Annotated in this window: 28 protein-coding genes and 1 tRNA gene; 14 read left to right on the forward strand and 15 right to left on the reverse strand. The window is 61.5% G+C overall.

Annotation, left to right across the window (positions count from 1 at the left end; genetic code table 11):
* Window positions 1-30 precede the first annotated feature (30 nt).
* The gene (locus tag AC04SF_RS11660; RefSeq protein WP_488477899.1) at window positions 31-921 is read right to left on the reverse strand and encodes an NAD-dependent epimerase/dehydratase family protein; all 891 of its coding nucleotides are present in this window, start codon (window positions 919-921) and stop codon (window positions 31-33) included.
* A gap of 111 nt (window positions 922-1032) precedes the next feature.
* Between AC04SF_RS11660 and AC04SF_RS11665 the strand changes: the two genes are divergently transcribed.
* On the forward strand, window positions 1033-1854 hold the full coding sequence (locus AC04SF_RS11665; RefSeq protein ID WP_488477900.1) for a helix-turn-helix domain-containing protein: 822 nt from the start codon (window positions 1033-1035) through the stop codon (window positions 1852-1854).
* A gap of 6 nt (window positions 1855-1860) precedes the next feature.
* Here the strand turns inward: AC04SF_RS11665 and AC04SF_RS11670 are convergent, their stop codons facing one another.
* Window positions 1861-2736 carry an ATP-binding protein gene (locus tag AC04SF_RS11670; RefSeq protein ID WP_202350107.1) on the reverse strand — a complete coding sequence of 292 codons (876 nt, stop codon included), beginning with the start codon at window positions 2734-2736 and terminating at the stop codon, window positions 1861-1863.
* Window positions 2737-3024: 288 nt separating this feature from the next.
* Here AC04SF_RS11670 and yajC point away from each other — a divergent pair, with 288 nt between their 5' ends.
* The 6 genes from yajC to AC04SF_RS11700 all read left to right on the forward strand — a co-directional run bounded on the left by yajC (window position 3025) and on the right by AC04SF_RS11700 (window position 8705).
* Window positions 3025-3366, forward strand: coding sequence for a preprotein translocase subunit YajC (gene yajC, locus AC04SF_RS11675; RefSeq protein ID WP_027043763.1), 342 nt, complete (start codon window positions 3025-3027; stop codon window positions 3364-3366).
* A 51-nt stretch (window positions 3367-3417) separates the two neighbouring features.
* Window positions 3418-5967, forward strand: a complete 2550-nt coding sequence (gene secDF / locus AC04SF_RS11680) for a protein translocase subunit SecDF (RefSeq protein WP_488477901.1) — start codon at window positions 3418-3420, stop codon at window positions 5965-5967.
* A gap of 26 nt (window positions 5968-5993) precedes the next feature.
* Entirely contained in the window at window positions 5994-6389 is a 396-nt protein-coding gene (locus tag AC04SF_RS11685; protein WP_488477902.1) for an Mth938-like domain-containing protein, read from the forward strand.
* Window position 6390: 1 nt separating this feature from the next.
* The gene (locus AC04SF_RS11690; protein ID WP_488477903.1) at window positions 6391-7242 is read left to right on the forward strand and encodes a phytoene/squalene synthase family protein; all 852 of its coding nucleotides are present in this window, start codon (window positions 6391-6393) and stop codon (window positions 7240-7242) included.
* A gap of 78 nt (window positions 7243-7320) precedes the next feature.
* Entirely contained in the window at window positions 7321-7755 is a 435-nt protein-coding gene (locus AC04SF_RS11695) for a hypothetical protein (RefSeq protein ID WP_488477904.1), read from the forward strand.
* Window positions 7755-8705, forward strand: coding sequence for a sterol desaturase family protein (locus AC04SF_RS11700; RefSeq protein WP_488477905.1), 951 nt, complete (start codon window positions 7755-7757; stop codon window positions 8703-8705). Before AC04SF_RS11695 ends, AC04SF_RS11700 begins: the two co-directional genes overlap by 1 nt.
* 5 nt (window positions 8706-8710) lie before the next feature.
* On the opposite strand, the gene AC04SF_RS11705 is transcribed toward AC04SF_RS11700, so the two are convergent.
* The 4 genes from AC04SF_RS11705 to AC04SF_RS11720 form a co-directional block, all read right to left on the reverse strand.
* Window positions 8711-9259: a hypothetical protein gene (locus AC04SF_RS11705; RefSeq protein WP_488477906.1), complete on the reverse strand. Its 549-nt coding sequence runs from the start codon at window positions 9257-9259 to the stop codon at window positions 8711-8713.
* Window positions 9260-9263: 4 nt separating this feature from the next.
* Window positions 9264-10673, reverse strand: coding sequence for a methylenetetrahydrofolate--tRNA-(uracil(54)-C(5))-methyltransferase (FADH(2)-oxidizing) TrmFO (gene trmFO, locus AC04SF_RS11710; RefSeq protein ID WP_488477907.1), 1410 nt, complete (start codon window positions 10671-10673; stop codon window positions 9264-9266).
* A gap of 569 nt (window positions 10674-11242) precedes the next feature.
* Entirely contained in the window at window positions 11243-11383 is a 141-nt protein-coding gene (locus tag AC04SF_RS11715; RefSeq protein WP_013895120.1) for a DUF1127 domain-containing protein, read from the reverse strand.
* Window positions 11384-11432: 49 nt separating this feature from the next.
* Entirely contained in the window at window positions 11433-11573 is a 141-nt protein-coding gene (locus tag AC04SF_RS11720; protein ID WP_013531315.1) for a DUF1127 domain-containing protein, read from the reverse strand.
* Window positions 11574-11809: 236 nt separating this feature from the next.
* Between AC04SF_RS11720 and AC04SF_RS11725 the strand changes: the two genes are divergently transcribed.
* On the forward strand, window positions 11810-12928 hold the full coding sequence (locus tag AC04SF_RS11725) for a DUF2157 domain-containing protein (protein WP_488477908.1): 1119 nt from the start codon (window positions 11810-11812) through the stop codon (window positions 12926-12928).
* Window positions 12925-13509: a GDYXXLXY domain-containing protein gene (locus tag AC04SF_RS11730; protein WP_488477909.1), complete on the forward strand. Its 585-nt coding sequence runs from the start codon at window positions 12925-12927 to the stop codon at window positions 13507-13509. The genes AC04SF_RS11725 and AC04SF_RS11730 overlap by 4 nt, the downstream gene beginning before the upstream one ends.
* Before the next feature lie 10 nt (window positions 13510-13519).
* Here AC04SF_RS11730 and AC04SF_RS11735 read toward each other — a convergent pair whose 3' ends face one another.
* From AC04SF_RS11735 to AC04SF_RS11745, 3 genes are all read right to left on the reverse strand, one after another.
* Window positions 13520-13990, reverse strand: coding sequence for a hypothetical protein (locus AC04SF_RS11735; RefSeq protein WP_488477910.1), 471 nt, complete (start codon window positions 13988-13990; stop codon window positions 13520-13522).
* Complete coding sequence (locus AC04SF_RS11740) at window positions 13941-14309, reverse strand: COG3904 family protein (RefSeq protein WP_488477911.1); 369 nt, start codon at window positions 14307-14309, stop codon at window positions 13941-13943. The genes AC04SF_RS11735 and AC04SF_RS11740 overlap by 50 nt, the downstream gene beginning before the upstream one ends.
* Window positions 14310-14666: 357 nt before the next feature.
* Window positions 14667-14751, reverse strand: a tRNA-Leu gene (locus tag AC04SF_RS11745).
* A 396-nt stretch (window positions 14752-15147) separates the two neighbouring features.
* Between AC04SF_RS11745 and tig the strand changes: the two genes are divergently transcribed.
* The 5 genes from tig to AC04SF_RS11770 all read left to right on the forward strand — a co-directional run bounded on the left by tig (window position 15148) and on the right by AC04SF_RS11770 (window position 20222).
* On the forward strand, window positions 15148-16632 hold the full coding sequence (gene tig / locus AC04SF_RS11750) for a trigger factor (protein ID WP_488477912.1): 1485 nt from the start codon (window positions 15148-15150) through the stop codon (window positions 16630-16632).
* A 164-nt stretch (window positions 16633-16796) separates the two neighbouring features.
* Window positions 16797-17321: a hypothetical protein gene (locus tag AC04SF_RS11755; protein ID WP_488477913.1), complete on the forward strand. Its 525-nt coding sequence runs from the start codon at window positions 16797-16799 to the stop codon at window positions 17319-17321.
* Between the two features lie 152 nt (window positions 17322-17473).
* Window positions 17474-17854, forward strand: coding sequence for a c-type cytochrome (locus AC04SF_RS11760; protein ID WP_488477914.1), 381 nt, complete (start codon window positions 17474-17476; stop codon window positions 17852-17854).
* A 158-nt stretch (window positions 17855-18012) separates the two neighbouring features.
* Window positions 18013-18951: a heme o synthase gene (locus AC04SF_RS11765; RefSeq protein WP_488477915.1), complete on the forward strand. Its 939-nt coding sequence runs from the start codon at window positions 18013-18015 to the stop codon at window positions 18949-18951.
* Between the two features lie 452 nt (window positions 18952-19403).
* Window positions 19404-20222 (forward strand): DUF2189 domain-containing protein, encoded by an 819-nt coding sequence (locus AC04SF_RS11770; RefSeq protein ID WP_488477916.1) that lies wholly within the window; start codon window positions 19404-19406, stop codon window positions 20220-20222.
* 54 nt (window positions 20223-20276) lie between these two features.
* On the opposite strand, the gene AC04SF_RS11775 is transcribed toward AC04SF_RS11770, so the two are convergent.
* The 6 genes from AC04SF_RS11775 to AC04SF_RS11800 form a co-directional block, all read right to left on the reverse strand.
* Window positions 20277-20750, reverse strand: a complete 474-nt coding sequence (locus AC04SF_RS11775) for an aminoacyl-tRNA deacylase (protein WP_096446720.1) — start codon at window positions 20748-20750, stop codon at window positions 20277-20279.
* Between the two features lie 179 nt (window positions 20751-20929).
* Window positions 20930-21322, reverse strand: a complete 393-nt coding sequence (locus AC04SF_RS11780) for a cytochrome C oxidase subunit IV family protein (protein WP_488477917.1) — start codon at window positions 21320-21322, stop codon at window positions 20930-20932.
* Between the two features lie 9 nt (window positions 21323-21331).
* Entirely contained in the window at window positions 21332-22054 is a 723-nt protein-coding gene (locus AC04SF_RS11785; RefSeq protein WP_027043745.1) for a heme-copper oxidase subunit III family protein, read from the reverse strand.
* 10 nt (window positions 22055-22064) lie between these two features.
* The gene (locus AC04SF_RS11790) at window positions 22065-22769 is read right to left on the reverse strand and encodes a cytochrome c oxidase subunit 3 (RefSeq protein ID WP_202350124.1); all 705 of its coding nucleotides are present in this window, start codon (window positions 22767-22769) and stop codon (window positions 22065-22067) included.
* A complete protein-coding gene (gene ctaD, locus AC04SF_RS11795) occupies window positions 22766-24535 on the reverse strand; it encodes a cytochrome c oxidase subunit I (protein WP_096446716.1) in 1770 nt (589 codons plus the stop codon). The genes AC04SF_RS11790 and ctaD overlap by 4 nt, the downstream gene beginning before the upstream one ends.
* A 21-nt stretch (window positions 24536-24556) precedes the next feature.
* Window positions 24557-25441: a cytochrome c oxidase subunit II gene (locus AC04SF_RS11800; protein ID WP_096446714.1), complete on the reverse strand. Its 885-nt coding sequence runs from the start codon at window positions 25439-25441 to the stop codon at window positions 24557-24559.
* Window positions 25442-25584 lie beyond the last annotated feature (143 nt).

Genomic DNA, 25584 nt, shown 5'->3' on the forward strand with positions numbered 1-25584 from the left:
CAGTTTGTGCAAAAAGCCCGCCTGCGGGATTCACAGATGATCGCGCAGCGTGTCGGTGATCATCTCCTCGAGGCTACTGGCCTTCACCCCCAGAAGCGCCTCGGTGTCGGAGGCATCAACCAGCAAGGGGCTCTCGAAAAGATAGCTCATCTCGATGAGCTCATGCATGCCCAAGGCTTCCATCTCGGCGACGGAATAGGAGCGTATCGCTGGAACCTCTTGTCCGAGCATCACCGCGGTTTTCTGGATGAGTTCCCTGGGTGAGGCGTATTGCGAGGGAACGTGAAATGCCCGGTCCCATTCATCCTTGTAGTGAGCGGCCGCAACCAGCGTGCTCGCGACGTCCTTGGTGAAGGTCCAGGCATGAGTCACGTCGAGGTCTCCGATAAAGGCGGTGGGCTTGCCCTCGATGATGGAGGGCAGCGCGACCAGCGAGAAGTAGCTGATGGCGCCATGTCCGAGATAGTCGCTGGAGCGTATTTCGATGGCCGGTACATCGGCACGGACCGCCCGCTGCCACATGATCGTCCTGGCCGTTCCCTTTCTCGACGTCGGGTCCAGGGACAGATCCGAGCGAAGCGGGCTGTCGGCATTTTCCCCATAACCATAGAGGTTCCCGAGCACGATGAGCTTCGCGCCGACCGCTTCGGCCGCGCGCACGGTGCCGTCGATGATGGGGAAAAAGTCGGTCGGCCACCGATGATATGCGGCCATGGCGCACATGAAGATGGCATCGGCGCCTCGGCAGATACGCGACAGTTCCGAGGCGTCCGTGGCATCGGCCTGTATGGTCCGCACGTTCTGCAACGCATTCGAACCGACGCTTCGGCTGGTGAGAACGACATCATGTCCTTGTTCACCGAGAAGGCGGGCGGTCTCGCGTCCAACCGGGCCTGCGCCGACAACAACATAGAAACTCATGGCAACCTCTCTTCCAAGCTTGATGGAGAGGCGTGCGTACAGGTTCGCGGCATTGAAAATCGCGCGGGAATTGCCAAATCTTGAACAGGTTTCGCCATGAATCGAGAGAGCATGCGTCCGCAATTCGCTCCGGCCCGATCTCCATCCGACGTGACAATGGTTTCCCGGCATATCGAGGCGGGCGTCCATCGCCTTGCCCGGGCACCACACCATCGCATCATGGTGCATGCCAGCGCGGCGACACGCTCCTACTGCAATCAGGTTGGGCGCTATTTCGTCAGGCGTGCCGGCGATATCGACCTGGTGCCGGCCGGCGAGGAGGGCGGCTTCGAGGCTGAAACTCCCTTCGACACGGTCGAGATTGTCTTGCAGCCAGCCTTGATGGAAAGGGTGGCGGCGGAACTTGGCGGCAGGGCGCCGGCGTCGCGGCTCGACACACGCCATTTGCTTCGTGACCAGCGCATCGAGCATCTTGCTCGCGCACTCCAGAGCGATCTCGATTTAGGCGCGCCTAGTGGCTCATTGTTTGCGGACAGCATTGGCGCCGCGCTCGCGGTCAGGCTGCTTAGCCTCGATGATATAAAGATCGAGCAAACGAACCGCTTGTCGGATACCCAACTCAAGCGCGTTCTGGAGCACATTGAAGCTGCTCTGCATGAGCCGCTCTCGATCGATCGACTAGCCCGGGCTGCCGGCGCGAGCAGTTCGCATTTGCGGACATGGTTCAAGGTGGCGACCGGCGTCACCCTGCATCGGTATGTGTTGCGACGCCGCGTCGAACGCGCGCGCGTCCTGCTGCAGCAAGGCGATCTCAGCACAAGCGAGGTGGCGGAATTGACGGGCTTCGCGCACCAGTCACATCTAGCGCATTGGATGCGCCGCGAGATTGGCCAAACGCCGCGCGACTTGCGACGAGCGCGGCCACCCGAGTGAGACGCCTCAATCCTTCAGCGGCTTGCCAAGCCTGCCGGCCAAATCCTGCGTGAACTGCCAGGCGACGCGGCCTGAGCGGCTGCCGCGCGTCGTCGCCCATTCCAGCGCCTCGGCGCGCAGCTGCTCGGGGTCGATGTCGAGGCTATGGTGGCTGGCATAGCCGTTGACCATCTCGAGATATTCGTCCTGCGAGCATTTGTGGAAGCCGAGCCACAGCCCGAAACGATCGGACAGCGAGACTTTTTCCTCGACCGCTTCGGACGGGTTGATGGCGGTCGAGCGCTCATTGTCGATCATGTCGCGCGGCAGCAGGTGGCGCCGGTTGGAGGTGGCGTAGAAGATGACATTGGCCGGGCGGCCCTCGACGCCGCCTTCAAGTGCCGCCTTCAGCGACTTGTAGGAGGTGTCGTCATGATCAAAGGACAGATCGTCGCAAAACAGGATGACGCGGAAGGGGGCCGCCTTCAGCAGACCCATCAGTTTGGGCAGCGTGTCGATGTCCTCGCGGTGGATTTCGATCAGCTTGAGCGGCAACTCCGACTTAGCCTTGGCATTGATCTCGGCATGCACGGCCTTGACCAGCGACGATTTGCCCATGCCGCGCGCGCCCCACAACAGCACGTTGTTGGCGGCAAAGCCGGCGGCGAAGCGCTCGGTGTTGTCGACGAGGATGTCGCGGACACGGTCGACGCCGCGGATCAGGCCGATGTCGACGCGGTTGACCTTGCGCACCGGCTCCAGATAGCCGGGATCCGCCTGCCAGACGAAGCAGTCGGCCTCGCCGAGGTCGGTCTCAGGCACCGGCGGCGGGGCGAGGCGGCTGACAGCTTCGATCAGGCGGTCGAGTTTCTTGTTGAGGGCGTCGATGGTGCTGTCGGTCATTTCGGGTCTTTTGGTTCGTTTCCTGGGCGGGCAGGCGGGACCCATTCGAATCCGTCGGGTTCGAAACCGGTTCCAACCTTTTGTTCGAGCGTGATCTTTTCGGAAAACCGGCTCGCGCTTTTCGCGATCATGCTCTAACACGGCCCGACAGGCCGGAAAAGCAGCCGATTTGCCCGGCCGCGCAGTTGCATTGACAACTTTACCGACTATATTCCGGCCAAATTTCAAGGGGCCGCCAAACTCCGCAGGACGGTTGGCGGCTGTTTTCAAAATTCAGGAGTACTCTCGATGTTCGTGACACCGGCATACGCCCAAGGCATCGGCGGCGCCTCTCCCGATATGTTGATCAGCATTTTGCCGTTTGTCCTGATTTTCGTGATCATGTATTTTCTGATCATCCGCCCGCAGCGCACGCAGCTGAAGAAGCGCGGCGAGATGCTGGCGGCGGTCCGTCGCGGCGACACGGTCGTCACCGGCGGCGGTTTCGTCGGCAAGGTGACGAAGGTGATCGACGACAACGAGCTCGAGATCGACCTCGGCGGTGGCACCAAGGTGACGGCGCTGCGCTCGACGATCGCCGATGTGCGCGTCAAGGGCGAGCCGGTGGCCAACCAGAACGCCAAGAAATAATCCAATTCCAGGCGGAGCGATCCGCGGACACGCTCTGACGGACGACGCCATATGCTGTATTTTTCGCGCTTCAAGATGATCCTGATCTGGGTGGCCGTTGCCATCACAGTGATCCTCGCCGCGCCCAATCTGTTCCCCGCCAGCACGCTGGCCCAGTTGCCGAGTTGGGTGCCGAAGCGGCAGATGACGCTCGGCCTCGACCTGCAGGGCGGTTCGCACATCCTGCTGGAGATGAACCAGAACGACCTTATCAAGGATCGGCTGGAGACGACGCGCGACGAAATCCGCACGCTGCTGCGCGACGCCAAGATCGGCTATACCGGCCTTGGCGGCACTGGACGGACCTTGCAGGTCCGCATCACGGATCCAGCCCAACTCGACGCCGCGAAGACGGCGTTGAAGACCCTGACCGATCCTGTTGCCGCCGGCCTGTTCACGGGTGGCTCCATCCAGGAAATGTCGCTCGACGATTCCGAGCCCGGCCTGCTCAAGTTCACCGTCACCGACGCTGGCATCAAATACCGCACGTCGACCGCTTTGGCGCAGTCGATCGAAGTGGTCGAGCGCCGCGTCAACGAACTCGGCACCACCGAGCCTATCGTGCAGCGTCAAGGCGACGACCGCATCCTTGTCCAGGTTCCAGGCTTGCAGGATCCGCAGCGGTTGAAGGAAATCCTCGGCCAGACCGCAAAGCTGACCTTCCAGATGGTCGATCAGTCGATGCCGGTGCAGGACGCGCTCAAGGGGCGCCCGCCCGCGGGCTCCTCGGTGCTCTATTCGCAGGACGATCCGCCGGTTCCGTATCTGATCGAAAACCGCGTCATCGTTTCGGGCGAAAACCTGGTCGACGCCCAGGCGACGTACAATTCGCAGAACAACGAGCCGGTGGTTTCATTCCGCTTCGATTCGAAGGGCGCTGCCCGCTTCGGCCAGGCGACCTCGCAGAATGTTGGCAAGCTGTTCGCCATCATCCTCGACAACCAGGTGATCTCGGCGCCGCAGATCCGTGAACCGATCCTCGGCGGCACCGGCCAGATATCGGGCAATTTCACCGCCCAGAGCGCCAACGATCTGGCTGTGCTTTTGCGTGCCGGTGCGCTGCCGGCGACATTGACGGTTATCGAAGAGCGCACTGTCGGTCCGGGCCTTGGCCAGGATTCGATCCATGCCGGCAAGGTCGCCGGCATTATCGGCTCGATCCTTGTCGTTGCCTTCATGTTCGTCGCTTACGGCTTCCTCGGTTTCCTCGCTAACATCGCGCTGGCGGTGCACGTGGCGATGATCGTCGGTGTGCTGTCGCTGCTTGGGGCGACGCTGACCTTGCCTGGTATTGCCGGTATCGTGCTGACCATCGGCATGGCGGTCGATTCCAACGTGCTGATCTACGAGCGTATACGCGAGGAGCGACGCGCCGGCCGCTCGGTGATCCAGGCGATCGACACCGGCTTCTCGAAGGCGCTGGCGACGATCGTCGATTCCAACGTCACCTCGCTGATCGCCACCGTGGTGCTGTTCTATCTCGGCACCGGCCCGGTCAAGGGCTTTGCCATCACCTATGCGATCGGCATCCTGACCACGGTCTTCACCGCTTTCACCTTCACGCGCTTGCTGGTGTCGATCTGGCTGCGTCGGGCTCGCCCGAAGGAATTGCCGAAGGCGCCGGTGACCTTCATTCCGCCTGGCACCAAAATCCCCTTCATGGGCATTCGCCGCTGGACGTTCGCGCTGTCGAGCTTCCTGTCGGTGCTGTCCGTGGTTCTGTTCATGACGGTCGACATCAACTACGGCATCGACTTCAAGGGCGGCTCGATGATCGAGGTGAAGGCCAAGAGCGGCGATGCCAATATCGGCGATATCCGCAGCCGATTGATGGAGCTCAACATCGGCGAAGTGCAGGTGCAGCAGTTCGGCGCACCGAATGACGTGCTGATCCGCGTCGGCACGCAGGATGGCGGCGAAAATGCCGAGCAGACGGTCATCGACAAGGTGCGCGGCGAGTTGCAGGACCAATATGATTTCCGCCGCGTCGAAGTGGTGGGACCGACGGTTTCCGGTGAACTGGCCAAGCAAGGCACCATCGCCATGCTGGTCGCGTTGGTCGGCATCCTGGTCTATGTCTGGTTCCGTTTCGAGTGGCAGTTCGCGGTCGGCGCCATCGTGGCGACGGTGCACGATGTGGTCATGACGCTCGGCTTCTTCGTCATTACCGGGCTTGAATTCAACCAGTCATCGCTGGCGGCGATCCTGACCATTATCGGCTATTCGCTGAACGATACGATCGTGGTCTATGACCGCGTCCGCGAGGATCTGCGAAAATACAAGCGAATGCCGCTGCCGCAGCTGTTGAACAACGCCATCAATGAAACGCTGTCGCGAACGACGCTCACCTCGGTGACCACGATCCTGGCCTTGCTGGCACTGGTGCTGTTCGGCGGCGAAGTCATCCGCTCCTTCACCATGGCGATGCTGTTCGGCGTCGTGTTCGGCACCTATTCGTCGATCTTCATCGCCGCACCGCTGCTGATCCTGTTCAAGCTGCGGCCGCAGGCTTCGGCTGACGAGGAGAAGCCGGTCAACGGCGGCAAGGCGGTCGCGACCTGACGCGCGGCCCCGAAGGGGTGACGAAAGTGGCGACCGGGAAAGGCATCGTCATCCGCGAGGCGCATTTCCCCGGCCGCGCGCCGATCGAGGCCTACGGCAATGGCGGGTTCCGTTTTGCCGACATGTCGCATCGCGGCTCGCTGCTGTGCCTGCCCACAGGCATCCATGGCTGGGAGCCGGCGGACGCTTCAGCGCTGACGGTGGCGGACTTCGAAAAACTTCTGGCCGAGGCCGACAAGGTTGAGATCCTGCTGGTCGGCATGGGCAAGGATTTGCGGCCATTGCCGGCGGCGCTGCGGTCGGCGCTGAAAGATGCGGGCATTGCCTCCGACCCGATGTCGACCGGGGCCGCCGTGCGGACCTACAATGTCCTCTTGGCGGAAGACCGCGCCGTGGCCGCCGCACTCATCGCCGTCGATTGATATGCCCGAAAATGCCAAAATCGTCATGGACGCGGTGCGCGCCGCCGACCATGACCGCTACCTCACGGCGCTCTACGCACCGGCCGACAAGCGCGATGCGCTGTTTTCGCTCTACGCTTTCAATGCCGAAATCGCCGGCATCCGCGACCGCATCCACGAAGCGTTGCCGGGCGAGGTGCGGCTGCAATGGTGGCGTGATCTCATCGCCGCCGGCAATGAGGATGCAGCCATCGGCCATCCCGTCGCCGACGCGCTGAAGGCGACGATTTCCCGCTACCGCCTGCCCAAGTTGGCCTTCGACAACATGCTCGAAGCGCGCATCTTCGATCTCTATGACGATCCGATGCCGTCGCGCACCGATCTCGAAGGCTATTGCGGCGAGACGGCGGCCGCGCTCATCCAGCTTGCCGCAATGGTTCTCGATCCCGCCGAGGCGCCTCGCTTCGCCGAATTGGCGGGCAGGGCGGGCTGCGCGCAGGCCATGACGGGCCTGCTGCTTCTGCTGCCGCTGCACCGCAAGCGCGGGCAGTGTTTTATCCCGGCCGACATACTGGCAGCCGCGGGTTCGTCGCCGGAGGAGTTTGTTGCCGGCGATGGCGGGCCCGGAGCGCAGCCCGCGGTAGCGGCGATGACCGCGCTGGCACGCGAACATCATGCTGCTTTCGAGCAGGGCGCTGCCGCACTGCCGGCGTCGTTGCGCCCGGCATTCCTGCCGCTGGCACTCTCGCGCGCCTATCTCGACAAGATGGAAGGCTCACGCCATTCCCCGCTCGACGGCATCGCGCGGCTGTCCGCCTTGCGCCGGCACTGGCTGCTGTTGCGGCGGGCGAGCAAGGGCTGGCCGGCACTTTGACGTAAACGTCAATCGTGCTAAGGATTCGGCCGCGCCGGAACTGTCGCCGAAGACGACAGGCCGGCCCGGAGGAAATCCATGAGCTTGCCCGTTCTGGTCGCGATCGTTGCCTTTGGCATAGCGCTGTCGGTTGCCGCTGTGCATTTCACCGGCGGCAGCAAGACGGCCACGCTGACCGATGTGGATCAGGCGTTGCGCCGTTTCGCCGAGGATTTTCCAGATGAGGCGGTGCAAGCAATCCGCCTGACGGCTGATGCCAAAACAGCATTTCTGGACCTTGGACGAGGGCGCATCGGCATCGTCCACAGCGTCGGCGACTGCTTTTTGACCCGCATCGTCACGGCTGACGACACAAAGGTGTCCAGCTCTGACGAGGGCAGCACAATTCTGATGCGGCTGACGGACTTCACCTGGAAGGGCGGCCGCTTCCGCTTTGCCGATGCCAGCGATGGCCAGGCCTTGCTGAAGGCTCTTGAACCACGCCATTCAGATATCGCCAGGGAGGCCGCGTGATGGACAGCTATGATTTTCCGCAGGTCACCCAGCTGGCCATTCCGTTTTTCGTCGCGGCCATCCTGATCGAGCTCTGGCTGGTGCGCACCGGCCGCGCCAAAGGCTCGTTCGAGACGCGCGACACGCTGACCAGCCTGATGATGGGCACCGGCAATGTCGTCGCCGGATTGCTGCTTGGCGTCGTCTCCTACTGGGCGCTGCTGTGGCTGTGGCAGTTCCGCGTCTTCAATCTCGGCCTGTCGGTCTGGGTGTTTCTGGTCGCCTTCCTGCTCGATGATCTGCGCTACTACATCTATCACCGCATCGCGCACCGGGTGCGTTGGGTGTGGGCCGAGCATGTCAACCATCATTCAAGCCAGCACTACAATCTGTCGACGGCGCTGCGGCAAAGCTGGACTGGGCTGTTCACCTTCATGTTCGTGCTGCAGGCGCCGCTGGTGCTGCTCGGCTTCCATCCGGCGGTGATCGCCTTCACTTTCGGCTTCAATCTGGTCTGGCAATTCTGGATCCACACCGAGACGATCGGCAAGATGTGGGGCTGGTTCGAGTTCATCTTCAACACGCCCTCGCACCACCGCGTCCACCACGCCACCAATCCGCGCTATCTCGACGCCAATTATGCCGGCACGCTGATCATCTGGGACCGCATGTTCGGCACCTTCGTCGAAGAGCTGGAAGAGGACCGGCCGCGCTATGGCATCGTTAGGAATCTCGGCACCTTCAATCCGCTGAAAGTGGCCTTTCACGAGTGGATCGGCATGTTCAGGGATGCGTTTTCGCCGGGCCTGACGCTCGGCGATCGGCTGAATTACCTGATTATGCCGCCGGGCTGGAGCCATGACGGCTCGCGCGATACGTCGGAGAGCCTGAAGGCGGCTTATGTCAGGCGAAATCCCGGCGAAGCAGGCAAGCCGGGGCTGCCGGCTGTGAGTGCAGAGCCGGCGGAGTAGCTCATCTATCGTGATCCGCCAGGTTCAGAATCACCGCCGATACGTTGACCCGTCCCGAGGTAGCGTCCGGATTCACCACCCATGGCGTCCGTGAAACTGCCCTCCAGCTCGACCATTGCATCGACAACTGCCGGGGCCTCCGGAGCTGTCTCTCGTTCAAATCGCGCGTTGACGTACACACCGTGAGGATGTGACGGATCAAGGCGGGCTTGGATGGTCCAATAGGGCGACAGCGAATAGAGCGTCTTCATGAAATCAACGAGGAATCGGTCGTTGTACGGGCCGTTTAGACGCTGCAGAGCAACGATCCTTTGCAAGCTTCGATCGCGGTCCTCGTCGTAGTCTTCGTTTTCAAGCAGCCAGCCCTTGCCTCCATGGGGCTTGCCGATCAGCACTTCAAGCGCCGGTATATGGATCTCGCGCAACTTCCGCTTGTTGTTGCAGCGGATGTAGATGCTCCAGTATATCTCGTAGTCGCCAGCGAACGGTTCCTTGTTCTCCCGCAAGCCGGGTGGCAGAAGCTGGGGGATCGTGCGGAATCCGGATCCAGGCACGCGGCTATTCCGCAGCTTGCGCCTGCGCCGGCAGCCCCAGCCATTGCCGGCAATCGCCCAGCGCGCGCGAGGTGATGGCATGGCGCTTGGCGACCGTCTTGTCCTTGCCGCGCAGACGCTTGCCTTCGATCTTCACCGCTTCCGCCGGGGGGAACAGGCCGAAATTGACGTTCATCGGCTGGAAGGAGCGCTTTCCCGGCTCGTCGTCGGAGACGATGTGGCCGCCGGTGATATGGTTGAGCAGCGCTCCGAAGGCCGTGGTGAGCGGCGGCAGCGACGGCGCGTGGCCGAGCCGCTCGGCGGCGGCGAAGCGGCCGGCAAGCAGGCCGATGGCGGCGCTTTCGACATAGCCTTCGCAACCGGTGATCTGGCCGGCAAAGCGCAGGCCGGGGCGCGACTTCAACTGCAGCGAGGCGTCAAGCAAGGTCGGCGAATTGATGTAGGTGTTGCGGTGCAGGCCGCCGAGGCGGGCGAAATCGGCGTTTTCCAGGCCAGGAATGGTGCGGAATACCCGCACCTGCTCGGCATGCTTGAGCTTGGTCTGGAAGCCGACCATGTTGTAGAGCGTGCCCAGCGCATTGTCCTGCCGCAGCTGCACGACAGCATAGGCTTTCACCGTCGGATTGTGCGCATTGGTCAGCCCCATCGGCTTCATCGGCCCATAGCGCAGCGTCTCGACGCCGCGTTCGGCCATGATCTCGATCGGCAGGCAGCCGTCAAAATAGGGCGTGCCTTCCCACTGCTTGAACTCGGTCTTCTGGCCGTCGACCAGCGCCTGCACGAAGGCCAGGTACTGCTCCTTGTCCATCGGGCAGTTGATGTAGTCCTTGCCGGTGCCGCCGGGCCCGACCTTATCGTAGCGCGACTGGAACCAGCAAATGTCCATGTCGATCGTGTCGAAATGGATGATCGGCGCAATGGCGTCGAAGAAGGCCAGCGCATCGGCGCCGGTCGCTTCGGCGATCGACTGGGCTAGGGACGGCGCGGTCAGCGGCCCGGTGGCGATGATCGCCTGGTCCCAATCCGCTGGCGGCAGGCCGGGAACTTCTTCGCGCTGGATGCTGATCAGCGGATGCGCTTCGAGCTTTTTCGTCACGGCGTCGGAGAAACCGTCGCGGTCGACGGCCAGCGCGCCGCCGGCCGGCACCTGGTTGGCGTCGCCGGCGCTCATGATCAAGGAGCCGGCCAGCCGCATTTCGGCGTGTAGCAGGCCGACCGCGTTGTTCTCGGCGTCGTCGGAGCGGAAGGAATTTGAACAGACGAGTTCGGCCAGGCCATCGGTCTTGTGCGCGTCCGTGCCGCGAACCGGGCGCATTTCATGCAGCACCACGGGAACGCCAGCTTGCGCCGCCTGCCATGCGGCTTCCGAACCGGCGAGACCGCCGCCGATGATGTGGATAGGGTTTTTGCTCATGAGCGCCGGAATAATCGCTTGCCGCCGCGATTGCAATTGTCGCGCGGCGGTAATGGGAGAACGCTTGATCGGGAAAGCCTGCCCTGAAAACAACAACCCCCGCCGGGGGAGGAGGTCCGGCGGGTGTCGTTTTGGGGGTCGATCCTCGGGAGGAGGTGAAGATCGACCGTATTCGTCATCGCCGGGGAGGAGGTCGGCTTTGACGAAATCTCTTTCGCATTTTGAAAAGGGGCGAAACCCTTTGGAGCAAATTCATTTTGCCCGGGGGAAACAACGCCCGCCGCGGGAGGAGGTGCGGCGGGCGCCGTTTGGTTGGCCAACCCTCGGGAGGAGGTGAAGGTCGGGCCTATTCGTCATCGCCGGGGAGGAGGTCGGCTTTGACGAAATCTCTTTCGCGTTTTGAAAGGGGCGAAACCCTTTGGAGCAAATTCGTTTTGCTCCGGGGAACAGCGCCCGCCGCGGGAGGAGGTGCGGCGGGCGCCGTTTTGGTGGTCAACCCCCGGAGGAGGATAAGGGCTGACCGTTCGCTGGAGGTCGGGGAGGAGGTCGACCCCAGCGAAATTCCGTCGTTAGATCGCCCGGCGGGCGACGATCTTGATTTCGTCGCGGACGATACCAAGGTCATGCAGCTGGCGGTTCGAAAGGCGACCCAGCTCGGTAACCGTCTCGCGATAAACGCGCCAGTTACGATAGTTGCGGATCAGGTTCATTGTCGTTCTCTCTTTAGAATCTTGTTCGGACCATTTGCGGTCCGAAGGATTAGACCGCCTTGCGAGCGACGTAAGGAATGTCGCTGCGGCTGATGCCGAGGTCGGTCAGTTCACGGTTGCTCAGGCGGCTCAGCTCGGACACGGTGTCCCTGTAGCGGCGCCAGTTGCGGTAGTTGCGGATCAGGTTCATGGTAGTTCTCGTTTCGTCTTTCTTGCGGATCATTCCGTTTGTGTACGAACCATAAGTAGGCGGGGTCATATCGATTTAAAAGCGCTATGGCTGCATGGCAGCAATGCAAATTGTGCAATGCAACATTAACGCACCTTCACGGACCTGACACAAAGAAGCCTGAATCGGAAAGTGCCGTGACGTCAACGGTTTGGCTGGTTCGGCTGAAAGAAACGACCTAGCGGGGGAGGCAGGACATGGCGGGCTATTCGACACGGGTCAGGTCCGACATCGCGCGGTGGCTTCAGGCAGGCCTGATCGATACCGTGACAGCCGATGCCCTGACGCGTGACGTCGAGGCCAATGCGCGCAAATCACTCAGCTTCGGTTCGATCCTGGCGATGATGGCGGCGCTGCTGTTTGGCGCCGCCATCCTGATCTTTGTCGCCGCCAACTGGGAAGCGATCCCGCGGCTGGCGCGGGTGGCCGCGCTGTTTGCCATCATCCTTGGCGGCTATGTCGGCGGCGCGGTGCTGAAGACGCGCGACCATGCGGCGATCGGCGAAGCTCTATGGATCGTGGCTGCTGCTGCCTTCGGCGGTTCGATCGCGCTGATCGGCCAGTTGTATCATCTGTCGGGCGACGAGGCTTCCGCGCTCGTCACATGGGGCGCCGGCACGGCGCTCGCGGCGGTGGCGTTGCGGTCGAACCCGCTGACCGTCGCTTCGGTCGGCATCGCCGATGCATGGCTGTTCCTGAAAGGGTTCGATTATTACAGCCGTAGCAACTTTCCGCATGCCTTCGTCGTCATGGCGATCGTGCTGTTTGCCGTCTCGTTCTGGACCCGCAGCCAGCCGGCGCGGCATCTCATCATCCTGTCGCTGCTGTTCTACCTGGTGCTGTTGGCCGGGAATCACGCCACGCTGCCGGTGGCGATCCCCCTGGTGGTTGCCTCCGCAGCGCTTTTCGCGGCTGCCGTTTTCGCACCAGAGCCGGTCGACCGGATCGTGCAACTCGGCGGCCGCTTGCCGCTGCACGCGCTGCTCGGCTTTCTCACCGGCCTCGCCATCATCCAGTTCGAACTGGCCGACGAAAGCACTTACAACAGCGGTTTCACCATTGCTTCGGTCGCAGGACTCGCCGGCATTGTTGCGGCCATCGTGCTCGCGGGGCGTGATAGCCCAGGCCTGCGCTGGCTTGCCTATCTCGGCTTCGCCTTCGAACTCGCCATGGTCTATGTCGTGACGCTGCAGACGATGCTTGATACGGCCGGCTTCTTCCTAGTCGCGGCGGTGCTGCTCGGCATCCTGGCGATCATCATCATCCGCGTCGAAAAGCGCATGAAGGGTCCGGCCACCGGAGGAGCAACGGCATGATGACCGGAAAGCGGCTTGTTATCTCGGCGCTGGTGCTGGCGCTCGTCCAGATAGGCTTCCTGAGTTGGATCATCGCCGGCCGGGCGGCGATCCTGCGCAATGGCAAGGAAGTGCTGTTGAAGATCGAACCCGTCGATCCGCGCGATCTGCTGCGCGGCGACTATATCATCCTCGGCTACAACATCTCGCGCATACCAGTGAAGATGATCGCCAACATTCCCGCCGGCAAGTTCTCCAGCGACGACACCTCGATCGTGGTCAGGCTGAAGAAGGGCGCCGACGGCTATTGGACGCCGACCACCGCTTGGTTCGGCAAGGCGCCGATGCCGGCCGCAGCCGACGAAGCCGACATATCAGGCCATGTCGCAGCGGGCTGGGATCTTCGCGAGGAAGGAGCGTCAATCGCACCGGATTACGGCATCGAACGCTTCTACCTGCCGGAGGGCGAGGGCATGGCGATCCAGAACGACATGCGGGTGCGCCCGTTCGGGATACGCTTGGCACTCGCCAGCGACGGCACCGCGCAGATCAAGGCGCTGGTCGACGGCGACAGGACGCTGTTCGAGGAACCGCTTTATTAACGGCGGATGCTCAACGCTGGACCTTGCTCGTTTCGGCGATAATTTTGGGGTTGGTGCCAATCGCTATCGTGTAGCTGAAGTTTGCCACGCCTTTTGCCTGTTTGTGTCTCGGCAGGCTGCGCACAATCCAGTCGTAGGTACCTGACACCATGCACCGATCATTAGCGCAAGTGACCATAACGCTGTTGTCGCGGACGTTGTAACCCCGCTCAGGCCATCGCTGGAAGTAGGTTCTCTTGTCCTCGATGATCGCATTCAGGTCCGTCAGTTTGCCATAGTAGTTCACGGTTGGCGCGTAGGACGTCTGAACTTCAGCCAGAGCCATTTCGGCGTTGTCGCCATGGTGTTCTATCAGTCCCTTGATGAAGGTAACCGCAGCGCTCTCAAGCTGTTGCTTGGCGTTGGCGTCGAGTGCGGGCAGGGGATCGGGCCTAGTCGGTACCTGTGAAGGTGTCCACTGATGACTGCGACACTGCGACATTGGTCACCCGCAAATCTGTCATTTCGCTGGCCGACAGATACCTCATGTCGGACTTGTCATAACTCAAGGCCAATTCCATGAGTTTGGGGTCCACTCCCATCTCACCCAGATAAGACATGATCTGTGCTGTTCCGGCTTGAACACGAGCCACCGCCTCGTCGGTCGACATTCCGCTATCCGGCGTAAATGATGACCGATGAACGCCAATGGAGCCCGGATCGGCAACACGGCGGACGCCACCGATAAATGCAAGTGAACAGGCCGACACGCACTGCAACTGGCGAACCTGAAGTGTATCCAGCCCGGCTGCGCGAATCATACGCCCCAACTGAATTGCGCTGCCGACATTACCGCCAGGGGAGTTGAAAACGACTACTCTGGCTCCGCTGCTTGCTATAGCGCTGGCGAAGGCGCTCAGAGGTTCACTGTCGCCGAACTCACCGGAGACGACAAGGAATGGCTGCTGCCCTGGAGACGAAACAGGCGTGTATTCTAGGGCCTCAACCTGAGATGTTGACGCCGCGACAATTAATCCTACCGCCAGAACTGGAGAAATTACACGCACAACTGACAGAGCCCCAACCTGCCTGCCGCAAGTAAGAACCTGTCAACGAGCTATTTCAAGAGCCTTCTTTGAAAGTTGGATTTCGTTGGGCGCGGCCATTCGCCGAAAAATTGGTGCGGATGAAGGGACTCGAACCCCCACGCCTTTCGGCACTGGAACCTAAATCCAGGGCGTCTACCAGTTCCGCCACATCCGCATCGCCCGGCAATCCCATGTAGTCATCATTCTGTCAATGTCAGGTTCAAGATGTTGGGTCATGTCCAAAATGTGGGGTGAGGACCAAAATGCCGGGTGAGGGCCAAAATGTTGGTTATTCGCCTAAGCGCGAAGACTGTTGAAAATTAGCCTCGCCTGTGACAAAAGGCGTGTCAAATGTGACGGGACGCGACGATCCGCTTCTACAGAATGTGATAAGAAGTAGGAAAAACAAGAACTTATTCACATTTTGGAACGCAGTTTGGGAGAGTTTGAGCCGTAATTTCGGTCAAATCGCCAGGTTCCGTACCAAAAGCCATTCCCGGCAAGATTATACCGGCAGGCTGTAAACGGCAGAGGCCGTGGCAGTCTCATTGGTGAAAACAAAGGTTTTACGATGCAGGTCACCGAAACGCTCAACTCCGGTCTCAAGCGCGAGATCAAGATCACCGTGCCGGCCGGTGACATGGAAGCCAAGCTGATGGCGCGGCTGTCGGACGCCCGCAACAAGGTTCGCATCAATGGCTTCCGGCCGGGCAAGGTGCCGGTGCAGCACCTGCGCAAGGTCTACGGCAAGTCGTTCATGGCCGAAGTGGTCAACGAGATCCTCAACGATTCGACCCGCTCGATCATCACGGGCCGCGGCGAAAAGGCCGCCATGCAGCCCGAAGTCATCATGACCGAGGACGAGAAGGAAGCCGAAAAGATCCTGGCCGGCGGCACCGACTTCGAGTTCCGCCTCAATTACGAGATCATTCCGGCGATCGAGATCAAGGATTTCTCCGACATCAAGGTGACGCGTCAGGTGTTCGACGTGCCGGACTCCGAGATCGACGATCAGGTCAAGCGTGTCGCCGAATCGGCGCGCAGTTACGAGCCGAAGACCGGCAAGGCCGCCGAAGGCGACCGCGTCAGCATCGACTATGTCGGCAAGATCGACGGCGAGGCCTTTGCCGGCGGCGCCGGCACCGATCAGCCACTGGTGCTGGGCTCCAAGGAGTTCATCCCGGGCTTCGAGGACCAGCTTATCGGCTCCAAGGCAGGCGACGAGAAGCAGGTCACCGTGACCTTCCCGGAAAACTACCAGGCGGCGCATCTGGCCGGCAAGGAAGCCACCTTCGACGTCACCGTCAAGGAAGTGTCGAAGCCGGGCGAACTGGAAATCAACGACGAGACCGCCAAGAACCTTGGCCTGGAATCGTTGGAGCGCCTGCGTGAGATCGTGCGCGGCCAGATCGAGAACCAGTTCGGCTCGATGACTCGCCAGAAGGTCAAGCGCCAGTTGCTCGACCAGCTCGATGCCGCCTATTCGTTCGAAGCGCCGTCGAAGCTCATCGACGCCGAGTTCAACAACATCTGGGCTCAGGTCAATCGTGACCTGGAAGCCGCCGGCCGCACCTTCGCCGATGAGGAGACGACCGAAGAAGAAGCCCGCGCCGAATATCTGCGTCTTGCCGAGCGCCGCGTGCGCCTCGGCCTGGTGCTGGCCGAGATCGGCGAGAAGGCCGGTGTCACCGTATCGGACGAGGAATTGCAGCGCGGCCTGTTCGAGCAGGTTCGTCGCTTCCCGGCCAACCAGCAGCAGGAAGCCTTCGAGTTCTACCGCAGCAACCCCGAGGCGCTGAATGCACTGCGCGCGCCGATGTTCGAGGAGAAGGTGGTCGATCACCTGCTCGGCCAGATTTCGGTCACCGACGTCAAGGTCAGCAAGGAAGAGCTGATGGCTGACGACGAGGACGCGGAAACCACGACCAAGGCGAAGCCGGCGAAGAAGGCCACGGCCAAGAAGGCTGAAGCCAAGGCGAGCGAAGCCGGTGACGAGGCTGAAGAGCCGAAGAAGAAGGCCACGCCCAAGAAAAAGGCAGCCAAGGACGCCGAATAAGGTCCCGGGCTTGATGGAATCGACGAAGGCCGCCCTCGGGGCGGCCTTTTTCGTTGCGAAACTGCAACAGCCGATTCGCTTCGCGGGAGGCGGCACTTGGCTAAACCAAGCGCTAATCACTATCTGCGCTGTTGCTGCAAACCGTATGGTTCCTGGAGGGGGCGTTGAGCCTATTCTTCGAAACGAGGCGTGCCATCGCCCTGGCGCTTGTTCTGGCCTTCGCCTGTGATCTCGCGCAAGCCGACGCGCTTGCCGGCGACTGGCGCTTCGGCACGGACGACGATGGCCTTGTCACCGCTTCGCTTCATGGCACCAACAAGCTGATCACGGGTGGCGGTGCCTTGAGCTACAGCCCGGTGCTGACCATCGCCTGCCGGGCAGACGGCGAACCGCGCTGGACCGAATGGCTGCAATTGAATGACGGGGTTTCGGCCAGCCGCAAGATCACCATGTCGGTCACCGTCGACGGCGGCGGCAAGTTCGACGAGAGCTGGTCGGTCGGGTCGCGCGGCCGAATGCTGGTGCGCGACGGCGCCGACGGCATCAAGCGCCTTGTTCCCGCAAGCCGGCTGTCGCTTTCCTGGCGATTCGGATTGTTGTCCGGCCGCGGCCAGGCGGATTTCGACCTTGCCGGGCTCGAAGAGGCGGTCGAGCAGATCGCCGGAACCTGCCGGACCGCTCCTCCGTGAGCGCGCCGAGGTTCTAAACCTTCGCAATGCTTGGCTTTTTCTACCCGCCGCCTGGATTCCATGGTATGTAAGTACTGCAATTCCACCGGGGAGAGATATTCTGCCCAGGCGCGATCGTCCGAGGCATAAATGGCGATCAGGGAGGAAATGCCATGCGCGCTATAACGTTTTTCGCTGTGGTCTCCGTTACGATCTTCATCGCGCATCCGTCGCGGGCACAGGATGCCGCGGCTGGTGAGAAGGTCTTCACCAAATGCCAAGTCTGCCACATTGCAAACGAGGACAAGAACAAGATCGGTCCATCGCTGCACGGCGTCATCGGCCGCACGGCCGGTACGCATCCGGATTTTAAATATTCCGACGCCATGATCGCGGCAGGCAAATCCGGCATCAAATGGGACGAGCCAACGCTGACGACCTACCTTCACGATCCCAAGGCCATGGTCAAAGGCACCAAGATGACGTTTCCCGGCCTCAAGAACGATGCAGACGTGGCCAACGTCATTGCCTATCTGAAAACGTTCTCCAAGTGACCTGGCCCCTCCGCCATTCGTCTAACGCCTTGTTTCGGCGTGTTCTTATTGGAATCAAAGGGACAGCGTAGCAAAAACAGGGTTCAGTTTTCGCCCTCGCGGGCGTTCAGTTCGGGATCATGGCCCAGCTTGCCCGCTTCCATCGGTGGTCGCCTGCAATGTCGACTAAGGAAAGCCACCTCGAAGACAACACCGGCGTCCGTCTCTCGGAAGCGATGGCCGCCGATTTCTTCGCGCTGCTAAAGCCGCGCGTCATGGCGCTCTCCATCTTCACCGCTTTCGTCGGCCTGATGGTGGCTCCCGTTGCGATGAATCCGGTCATCGCCGTGATCGCTATCGGGGCGATTGCGATCGGGGCAGGGGCGGCCGGGGCTCTTAACATGTGGTATGATGCGGACATCGACGCACTGATGTCACGTACGTCAAAGCGGCCGGTTCCGTCCGGCCGTGTCATGCCGGGCGAGGCGCTCGGCTTCGGCCTCGTGCTTGCCGGTCTTTCGGTCATGACGCTCGGCTTGTTGGTTGGATGGCTCGCCGCATCGCTGCTGGCCTTCACCATCTTCTTCTACGTCGTCATCTACACCATGTGGCTGAAACGCTCGACGCCGCAGAACATCGTCATCGGCGGTGCCGCCGGCGCTCTTCCTCCAGTCATCGGCTGGGCGGCGGCCACCGGCGCCGTCGGCGTCGAAAGCCTGGTCCTGTTCCTGATCATCTTCCTGTGGACGCCGCCGCACTTCTGGGCGCTGGCGCTGTTCAAGGTCGGCGACTACGCCGCCGCCGGCATTCCAATGATGCCGAATGTGGCCGGCCCGGCTTCGACGAAGAAGCAGATCCTTGCCTATGCGCTGCTCCTAGCGCCCGTCGGCGTGCTGCCTTGGGCCTTCGGATTTGCCAGCATTTACTACGGAATTGTCTCGGCCGTGTTGGGCGCGGGTTTCATCTGGCATGCGCGGAAGGTCCTGGCCACTGCCGAAAAGGAGTTGAAGCCCGCCAAGGCGCTGTTTGCCTATTCGATCTTCTATCTTTTCGCGATCTTCGCCGCGCTGCTTGCCGACACCGTCATCATGCGCGCGCTGGTTTCAGCCGGCGCTTGAACGGTTGGCAAGTGCCATGCTGCAGACCGCACGCTGATCCGTCACGATGGCAGCGCACAAAATCCCAACAGCAGCAGAATGACTATGCCGAGGCCAAGTATGAGAACCGTCCTTGCGTCCATGATCTTCACCTTCGACCTGGCGCATGGTTGCGAAACCGGCTCGATTTCCGCTTCGCTGACCTCCGGCCGGGAGATCATGCGCCAATCAAAAGTGCCTGCAGCGTCCCGGGCGCGCCAAAAAGGGGCGCGCGGCACTGTATGAGAATATCGAAGAAAGACTTCCGGGGCCAGCGTCCCGCCCGCCACCACCAACCCCTTACCAACAAGGCGACAAGTCCCGCACAAGAGAGTATGCTGGGGGCAGTGCAGGTCGCGTTTGCGTGGCCAGCCATGCACATCGGTGGCACCGTGAACCCCCGACCTTGCCGGACCTGATCTGGAGGAACGGTCATGGCGAGCTTTCACGTGATTGCAGGTGCCAGCGAGACGCTGGAGCATATGAGAATTCGAAAGATCGGTGTTTCTGACCTCTTCGACGCACTCAGGCGCGGCGTCGACGATTTCATGGTCAAGCCCTCGCATATCGTCTTTCTCTGCCTGATCTACCCGCTCGTCGGCGTCGTGCTCGCCGCCTGGACATCGGGCGCCAATGCGCTGCCCTTGCTGTTTCCGCTGGTGTCCGGCTTTGCGCTGATCGGCCCGTTCGCGGCGATCGGCCTCTATGAGATCAGCCGCAGGCGGGAGGCGGGGCTCGATACGTCCTGGCGGCACGCTTTCGAGGTCAGGAATTCCCCGGCTTTGCCGGCGATCGCGGCGGTCGGGATCATGCTGTTTGCGATCTTCATCGCGTGGCTCCTGACTGCGCAAATGTTCTACCAATATCTGTTTGGCCCGGCGCCGCCGGAATCGATATCCGGCTTCATCAATCAGATATTCGCCACCGGGCGCGGCTGGACGCTGATCATCCTCGGGCACGCCATCGGCTTCCTCTTCGCCGTCGTGGTGTTGTGCACGACGGTCGTCGCTTTCCCGCTGCTGCTCGACCGCGATGTGGGCGCCTACGAGGCCATCCACACCTCTGTTCGGGCGGTGATGGCGAATCCGATCACCATGGCTGTCTGGGGATTGATCGTCGCTGTCGCGCTGATCATCGGCTCCGTGCCGGTGTTCGCGGGACTGGCGGTAGTGCTGCCGATCCTCGGTCACGCTACCTGGCATGTCTATCGCAAGGTCGTGGAGCCGCCGGCCTCCGCCAGACCGGCGAACTGAGCACGTTCCAGCCTTTGTCGCGTCGGCGCCGGCGCCGGCGCGACAGGATCAGCTTCAGTAGGCAGCGTGGCTGAAGCGGGCCTGGCGTGCATCCCTGGTCAGATTGCGGAAGTCCTTGCCGCTTACATGCACCAGCGTCCTGTGGTCGCCGCCCTCGAAATAGATGTCGGCGGCGTCGCCGAGGCTTTCATCGAGGATCACCGGCACATCGTAGGCAGCGCCGATCGGTGGGATGGCGCCGATGTCGCAATCGCCGAAGAGGGAAACCACTTCATCTTCGGAGGCGAGGCCGAGGCGTCTGTCCATGACGTCCTGCAACCTGCCGAGCTCGATCCTGTGCGTGCTTGGAACCACGGCGAGCGCATAGCCAAGTTCGTGGTGAACGACCACTGACTTGGCCATGATGCTGCCGGGCACATGCGCGGCTATTGCCGACTGCCTGCTGGTGGATGTGCGATGGTGCGGGACGGTGTCGTAGGAAATTCCCTTGCCGTCGATAAATTCCCTAAGTCTGTTTGCGATGGTCATTTTTGGCGTCCCTCTTGCTTGAGTTCGCGACGCATGCGGAAACGAGAGCAATTCGTTCCTCCTGTCGTTTCCGGTACCAGGAGAAATGCACCAGCGGCCGCTTGTTTCAAGGCCGCCGACTGGCAAGCGGCGCGGGCGATTTCCGGCCGCGGATGTCGCCGGCCGACCCGGAGTGCCGGTCAGGGGCCAGCGCCGAAAAACGTCATCCGGGTCAAAAGCGTGTAATCGGCCTCGAAGAGCATCATCGCCACGAACACCAGCACCAGTATCGGCGGCAGGATGATCGCATAGGCGAGCGCCAGCCTTTCCCAGGCCATATGCATGAAGACAGCGACAATCAGCCCAGCCTTGAGGATCATGAAGATCAGGATCAGCGACCATCTGAGATAGCCGTGCAGGCCGAAATAATCGACCAGATAGGAGCAGGTGCTGAGGATGAACAGCCACGCCCAGACCACCAGATAGAGCTTGATCGGGTGCTCCTGGTGAACTTCGGCATGGGCGGCCGCCACCGGCGCATCATGTGCGTGAAGTGTGTGTTGCCCGAGGCCGTTTGCGGTTGCTTCAGCCATATCTGCCTCTCACCAAAGATAGAAGAAAGCGAAGATGAACACCCAGACCAGATCGACGAAATGCCAGTACAGCCCCATGATCTCGACGTTCTCGTAGCGGCCCTTGCGGCTGGTGAAGAAGCCGGGCCGCCCGGTGTCATAATCTCCGCGCCAGACCTTGCGCGCCACGATGATCAGGAAGATCACTCCGATCGTCACATGCGTGCCGTGGAAGCCGGTGATCATGAAGAAGCATGAGCCGAATTGCGCCGCACCCCAGGGATTGCCCCAGGGCCGTACCCCTTCGGTGATCAGCTTGGTCCATTCGAAGGCCTGCATGCCGACGAAGGTCGCGCCCAGCGCAGCCGTCAGAAGCATCAGGATCGCGGTTTTGCGGCGGTCGCGGCGATAGCCGAAATTCACCGCCATCGCCATGGTTCCACTGCTCGAGATCAGCACGAAGGTCATGATGGCGATCAGGATCAGGGGAATTTCCTGGCCGCCGATGCGCAGCGCGAAGACCTCGCTCGGATTTGGCCACGGCACGCGCGTGGAGATGCGCGCGGTCATATAGGAGAGCAGGAAGCAGCCGAAGATGAAGGTGTCGCTGAGCAGGAAGATCCACATCATGGCCTTGCCCCAGGACACGTTCTTGAACGCGCGCTGGTCGGAGGCCCAGTCGGCGGCAATGCCATGCCAACCAGTTGGTCTTGGTCCCATTTGGCCGGTATGCGTCACGGTCGTCTCGGCCATCCCTATCTCCCTAGGTCAGCAGTTGCCGGCAAATATCGATGAACGTCGCAGCCCAGCCGGCCAAAAGAGCGAAAATGGCCAGCCAGACGAAAAGCAGGAAATGCCAGTACATGGCGCAGAGCTCGACGCTGAGGCGCAGCCGCTGCGGCCGCACCCCGTTCCAGGCGCCGGCGGTCGTCCTGCCGAGACCGATCAGACCGCCCAGTATGTGCAGGCCATGCATTCCGGTGATCAGGTAGAAAAAGCTGTTGGCTGGATTGGCGCTCAGCAGGTAGCCGTCTTCGGTTAGTTGCTGCCACGCCACGAGCTGTCCGACCAGGAAGGCGAGCGCGGTCAACCCGGCCGTGGCAAGGCCGAGCCGGACGTTGTCGATCTGGCCTTTGCGCGCGGCGAACACGGCGCATTGCAACGCGACGCTGCTCAGAACCAGCACGCCGGTGTTCAGCCAGAGCAGGCGCGGCAGCGGCAGCGGCTGCCAGTCCGACAGGCCCATGCGCATGAAGTAGGCGCTGGTGAACAGCGAAAACAGGCAGCCGACGACGGCGAGGAAAACGCCGAGGCCGATCTTGGCGGTGGGCAGCGCCGAACGGTCGAAGCCGACAATGTCGCTGGCCAGACCTTGTTCGAGCCATGGCTTCGTTGTTAGCCGCTGGTGCGAAAGCCACCAGCCGGCAAAGCCGGCGATCACGAGCAAGAAGACCAGGATGACACTCATGCCGGCTCCCTGGAGGGGGCGAAGGCGCCGGGCACGTTCTGCGGGATGAAGTCCTCCTTGGCGCCCGGCACGCTGTAGTCGTAGGCCCAACGGTAGACGATCGGAAGGTCCTTGCCGAAATTGCCATGCGCCGGCGGTGTTTGCGGCGTCTGCCATTCCAGCGTCGTGGCCCGCCATGGGTTGCCGCCGGCCTCGCGGCCATGGCGGATGCTCCAGATCAGATTGAATAGGAAGACCATCTGGGCGAAGCCGACGATGAAGGCCATGATGCTGATGAACGAGTTTAGGTGATGGGCCGACTCCGTCATTATGGTCATGTCGGTCAGTTCGGCATAGCGCCGCGGCACGCCCATCAGGCCGAGATAGTGCATGGGGAAGAAAATCAGGTAGGCGCCGAGGAACGTGACCCAGAAATGGAACCGGCCCAGCGTCTCGTTGAGCATGCGGCCGGTGACCTTCGGGTACCAATGGTATATCGCGCCGAACACCACGATGATCGGGGCGACACCCATGACCATATGGAAATGGGCGACGACGAACATGGTGTCGGACAGGGGAACATCGACGACGACGTTGCCGAGAAACAGCCCCGTCAGCCCGCCATTGACGAAGGTGACGATGAAGGCCAGCGCGAACAGCATCGGTATGGTGAGATGGATGTCGCCGCGCCACAGGGTCAGCACCCAATTGTATACCTTGATGGCGGTCGGAACGGCGATGATCAATGTCGTGGTGGCGAAGAAAAAGCCGAAATAGGGGTTCATGCCGCTGACATACATGTGGTGCGCCCAGACCACGAAGCTCAGCGCGCCTATGCCGACGATGGCCCAGACCATCATCCGGTAGCCGAAGATGTTCTTGCGCGCATGGGTGCTGATCAGGTCGGATACGATGCCGAAGGCCGGCAGCGCCACGATGTAGACTTCGGGATGGCCGAAGAACCAGAACAGATGCTGGAACAGGATCGGGCTGCCGCCATTGTGCGGCAGTTGCTCGCCCATTTCGGAGATCGCCGGCATGAAGAAGGAGGTGCCGAGCGTGCGGTCAAGCAGCATCATCACGCAGGCGACGAACAGCGCCGGAAAGGCGAGCAGCGCCATGACGGTCGCGGTGAAGATGCCCCAGACCGTCAGTGGCAGGCGCATCATTGTCATGCCGCGCGTGCGGCCCTGCAGCACCGTCACGACATAGTTCAGGCCACCCATAGTGAAGCCGATGATGAACAGGATCAGCGAGGAGAGCATCAGGATGATGCCCCAGTCCTGGCCACCGGGCGTGCCGCTCATGATGGCTTGCGGCGGGTAGAGCGTCCAGCCGGCACCTGTCGGTCCGCCCGGTGCGAAGAAGCTCGACACCAGAACCAGGACGGCGAGCAGATAGATCCAGTAGCTCAGCATGTTGACATAGGGAAAGACCATGTCGCGTGCGCCGACCATCAGCGGGATGAGATAATTGCCGAAGCCGCCGAGGAAGAGCGCGGTGAGCAGGTAGATCACCATGATCATGCCGTGCATGGTGATGAACTGGTAGTAGGCCTCCGGGGTGATGAAGTCGAACGTGCCGGGAAAACCGAGCTGCAGCCGCATCAGCCAGGACAGCACCAGCGCCACAAGGCCGATGGACGTTGCCGTCGCCGAATACTGGATGGCGATGACCTTGGCGTCTTGCGAGAAGACGTATTTCGTCCACCAGCTGTGCGGATGGTAGAGTTCCACTTCCGCGACTTCGGCCGGCGGGATGCCATCTGCAGGGGTGATGTCGACCATAGGAACACCTCCGTGTTCTTTTCAGCGAGACCCGACCGTTTCGAGCTGTGCTGCAACCTTTAAACCCGACGGCATCGTCCTGCCCGGCGTCTGGTCTGCCGAGCCTGTTTTCTGGGGCGCCGACAGTTGCGCGAAAGTCTGCTGCTGGCCGAGCCAGGCCAGGTAGTCCTGTGCGGTGTCGACCATGACCACGCCGTGCATCAGGGGATGGCCCTGGCCACACAGTTCGGCACACAGGACCTGGAAGCTTCCGGTCCTGGTCGGGGTGAACCAGAAATAGGTGACCGAACCCGGGATCATGTCCATCTTGGCGCGGAATTCCGGTATGTAGAAATCGTGCAGCACGTCGATCGAACGCAGCAGCACCTTGACCGGCTTGCCGACCGGCAGATGCAGGTCCGCCGCTTCGACCACGACATCGTCCTGGCCGTTGGGATCGCCGGGGATAACACCGAGCGGGTTTTCAGCTGATACGTCGCGGGTGTCCGACGTGCCGAGCTTGCCGTCCTTGCCGGGCAAGCGGAAGCTCCACTGCCATTGCTGGCCGATGACCTCGATCTCGGTGGCGTCGCTCGGAACGTTGACGAAGCGGCTCCAGACGAACAGGCCAGGCACCAGCAAGGAGGTTACGCCGACCGCGGTGACGATCGTCAGCCACGATTCCAGCCGCTTGTTCTCCGGTTCATAGGCCGCGCGGTTGCCTTCCTTGTGCCGGAAGCGGAACACACAATAGGCCATGAAAAGAACGACGGCGGCGAAGACGGCGCCGGTGATCCAGAACGTGATGATGATGGTGTTGTCGATATAGTCCCAGTTCGAGGCAATCGGCGTCCACCACCATGGGCTCAGGAAGTGGAACAACACCGAGCCCACAACGATCAAAACGAGTACAAGCGCAATGGCCATGTCCCGTTCCTCCGGATATTTCGCGGCGCGCGAAGCAGGCCTGCGAAATACCAAGCCGCATCATGCTCGCTTTCCGGTTGAAATTCCAGAGCCGTCTATTCGATGTGCAAAACGTTGCTTTTCACCGGCCGGTGCCTGACGTC

Source organism: Mesorhizobium sp. CNPSo 4671 (assembly GCF_057784245.1).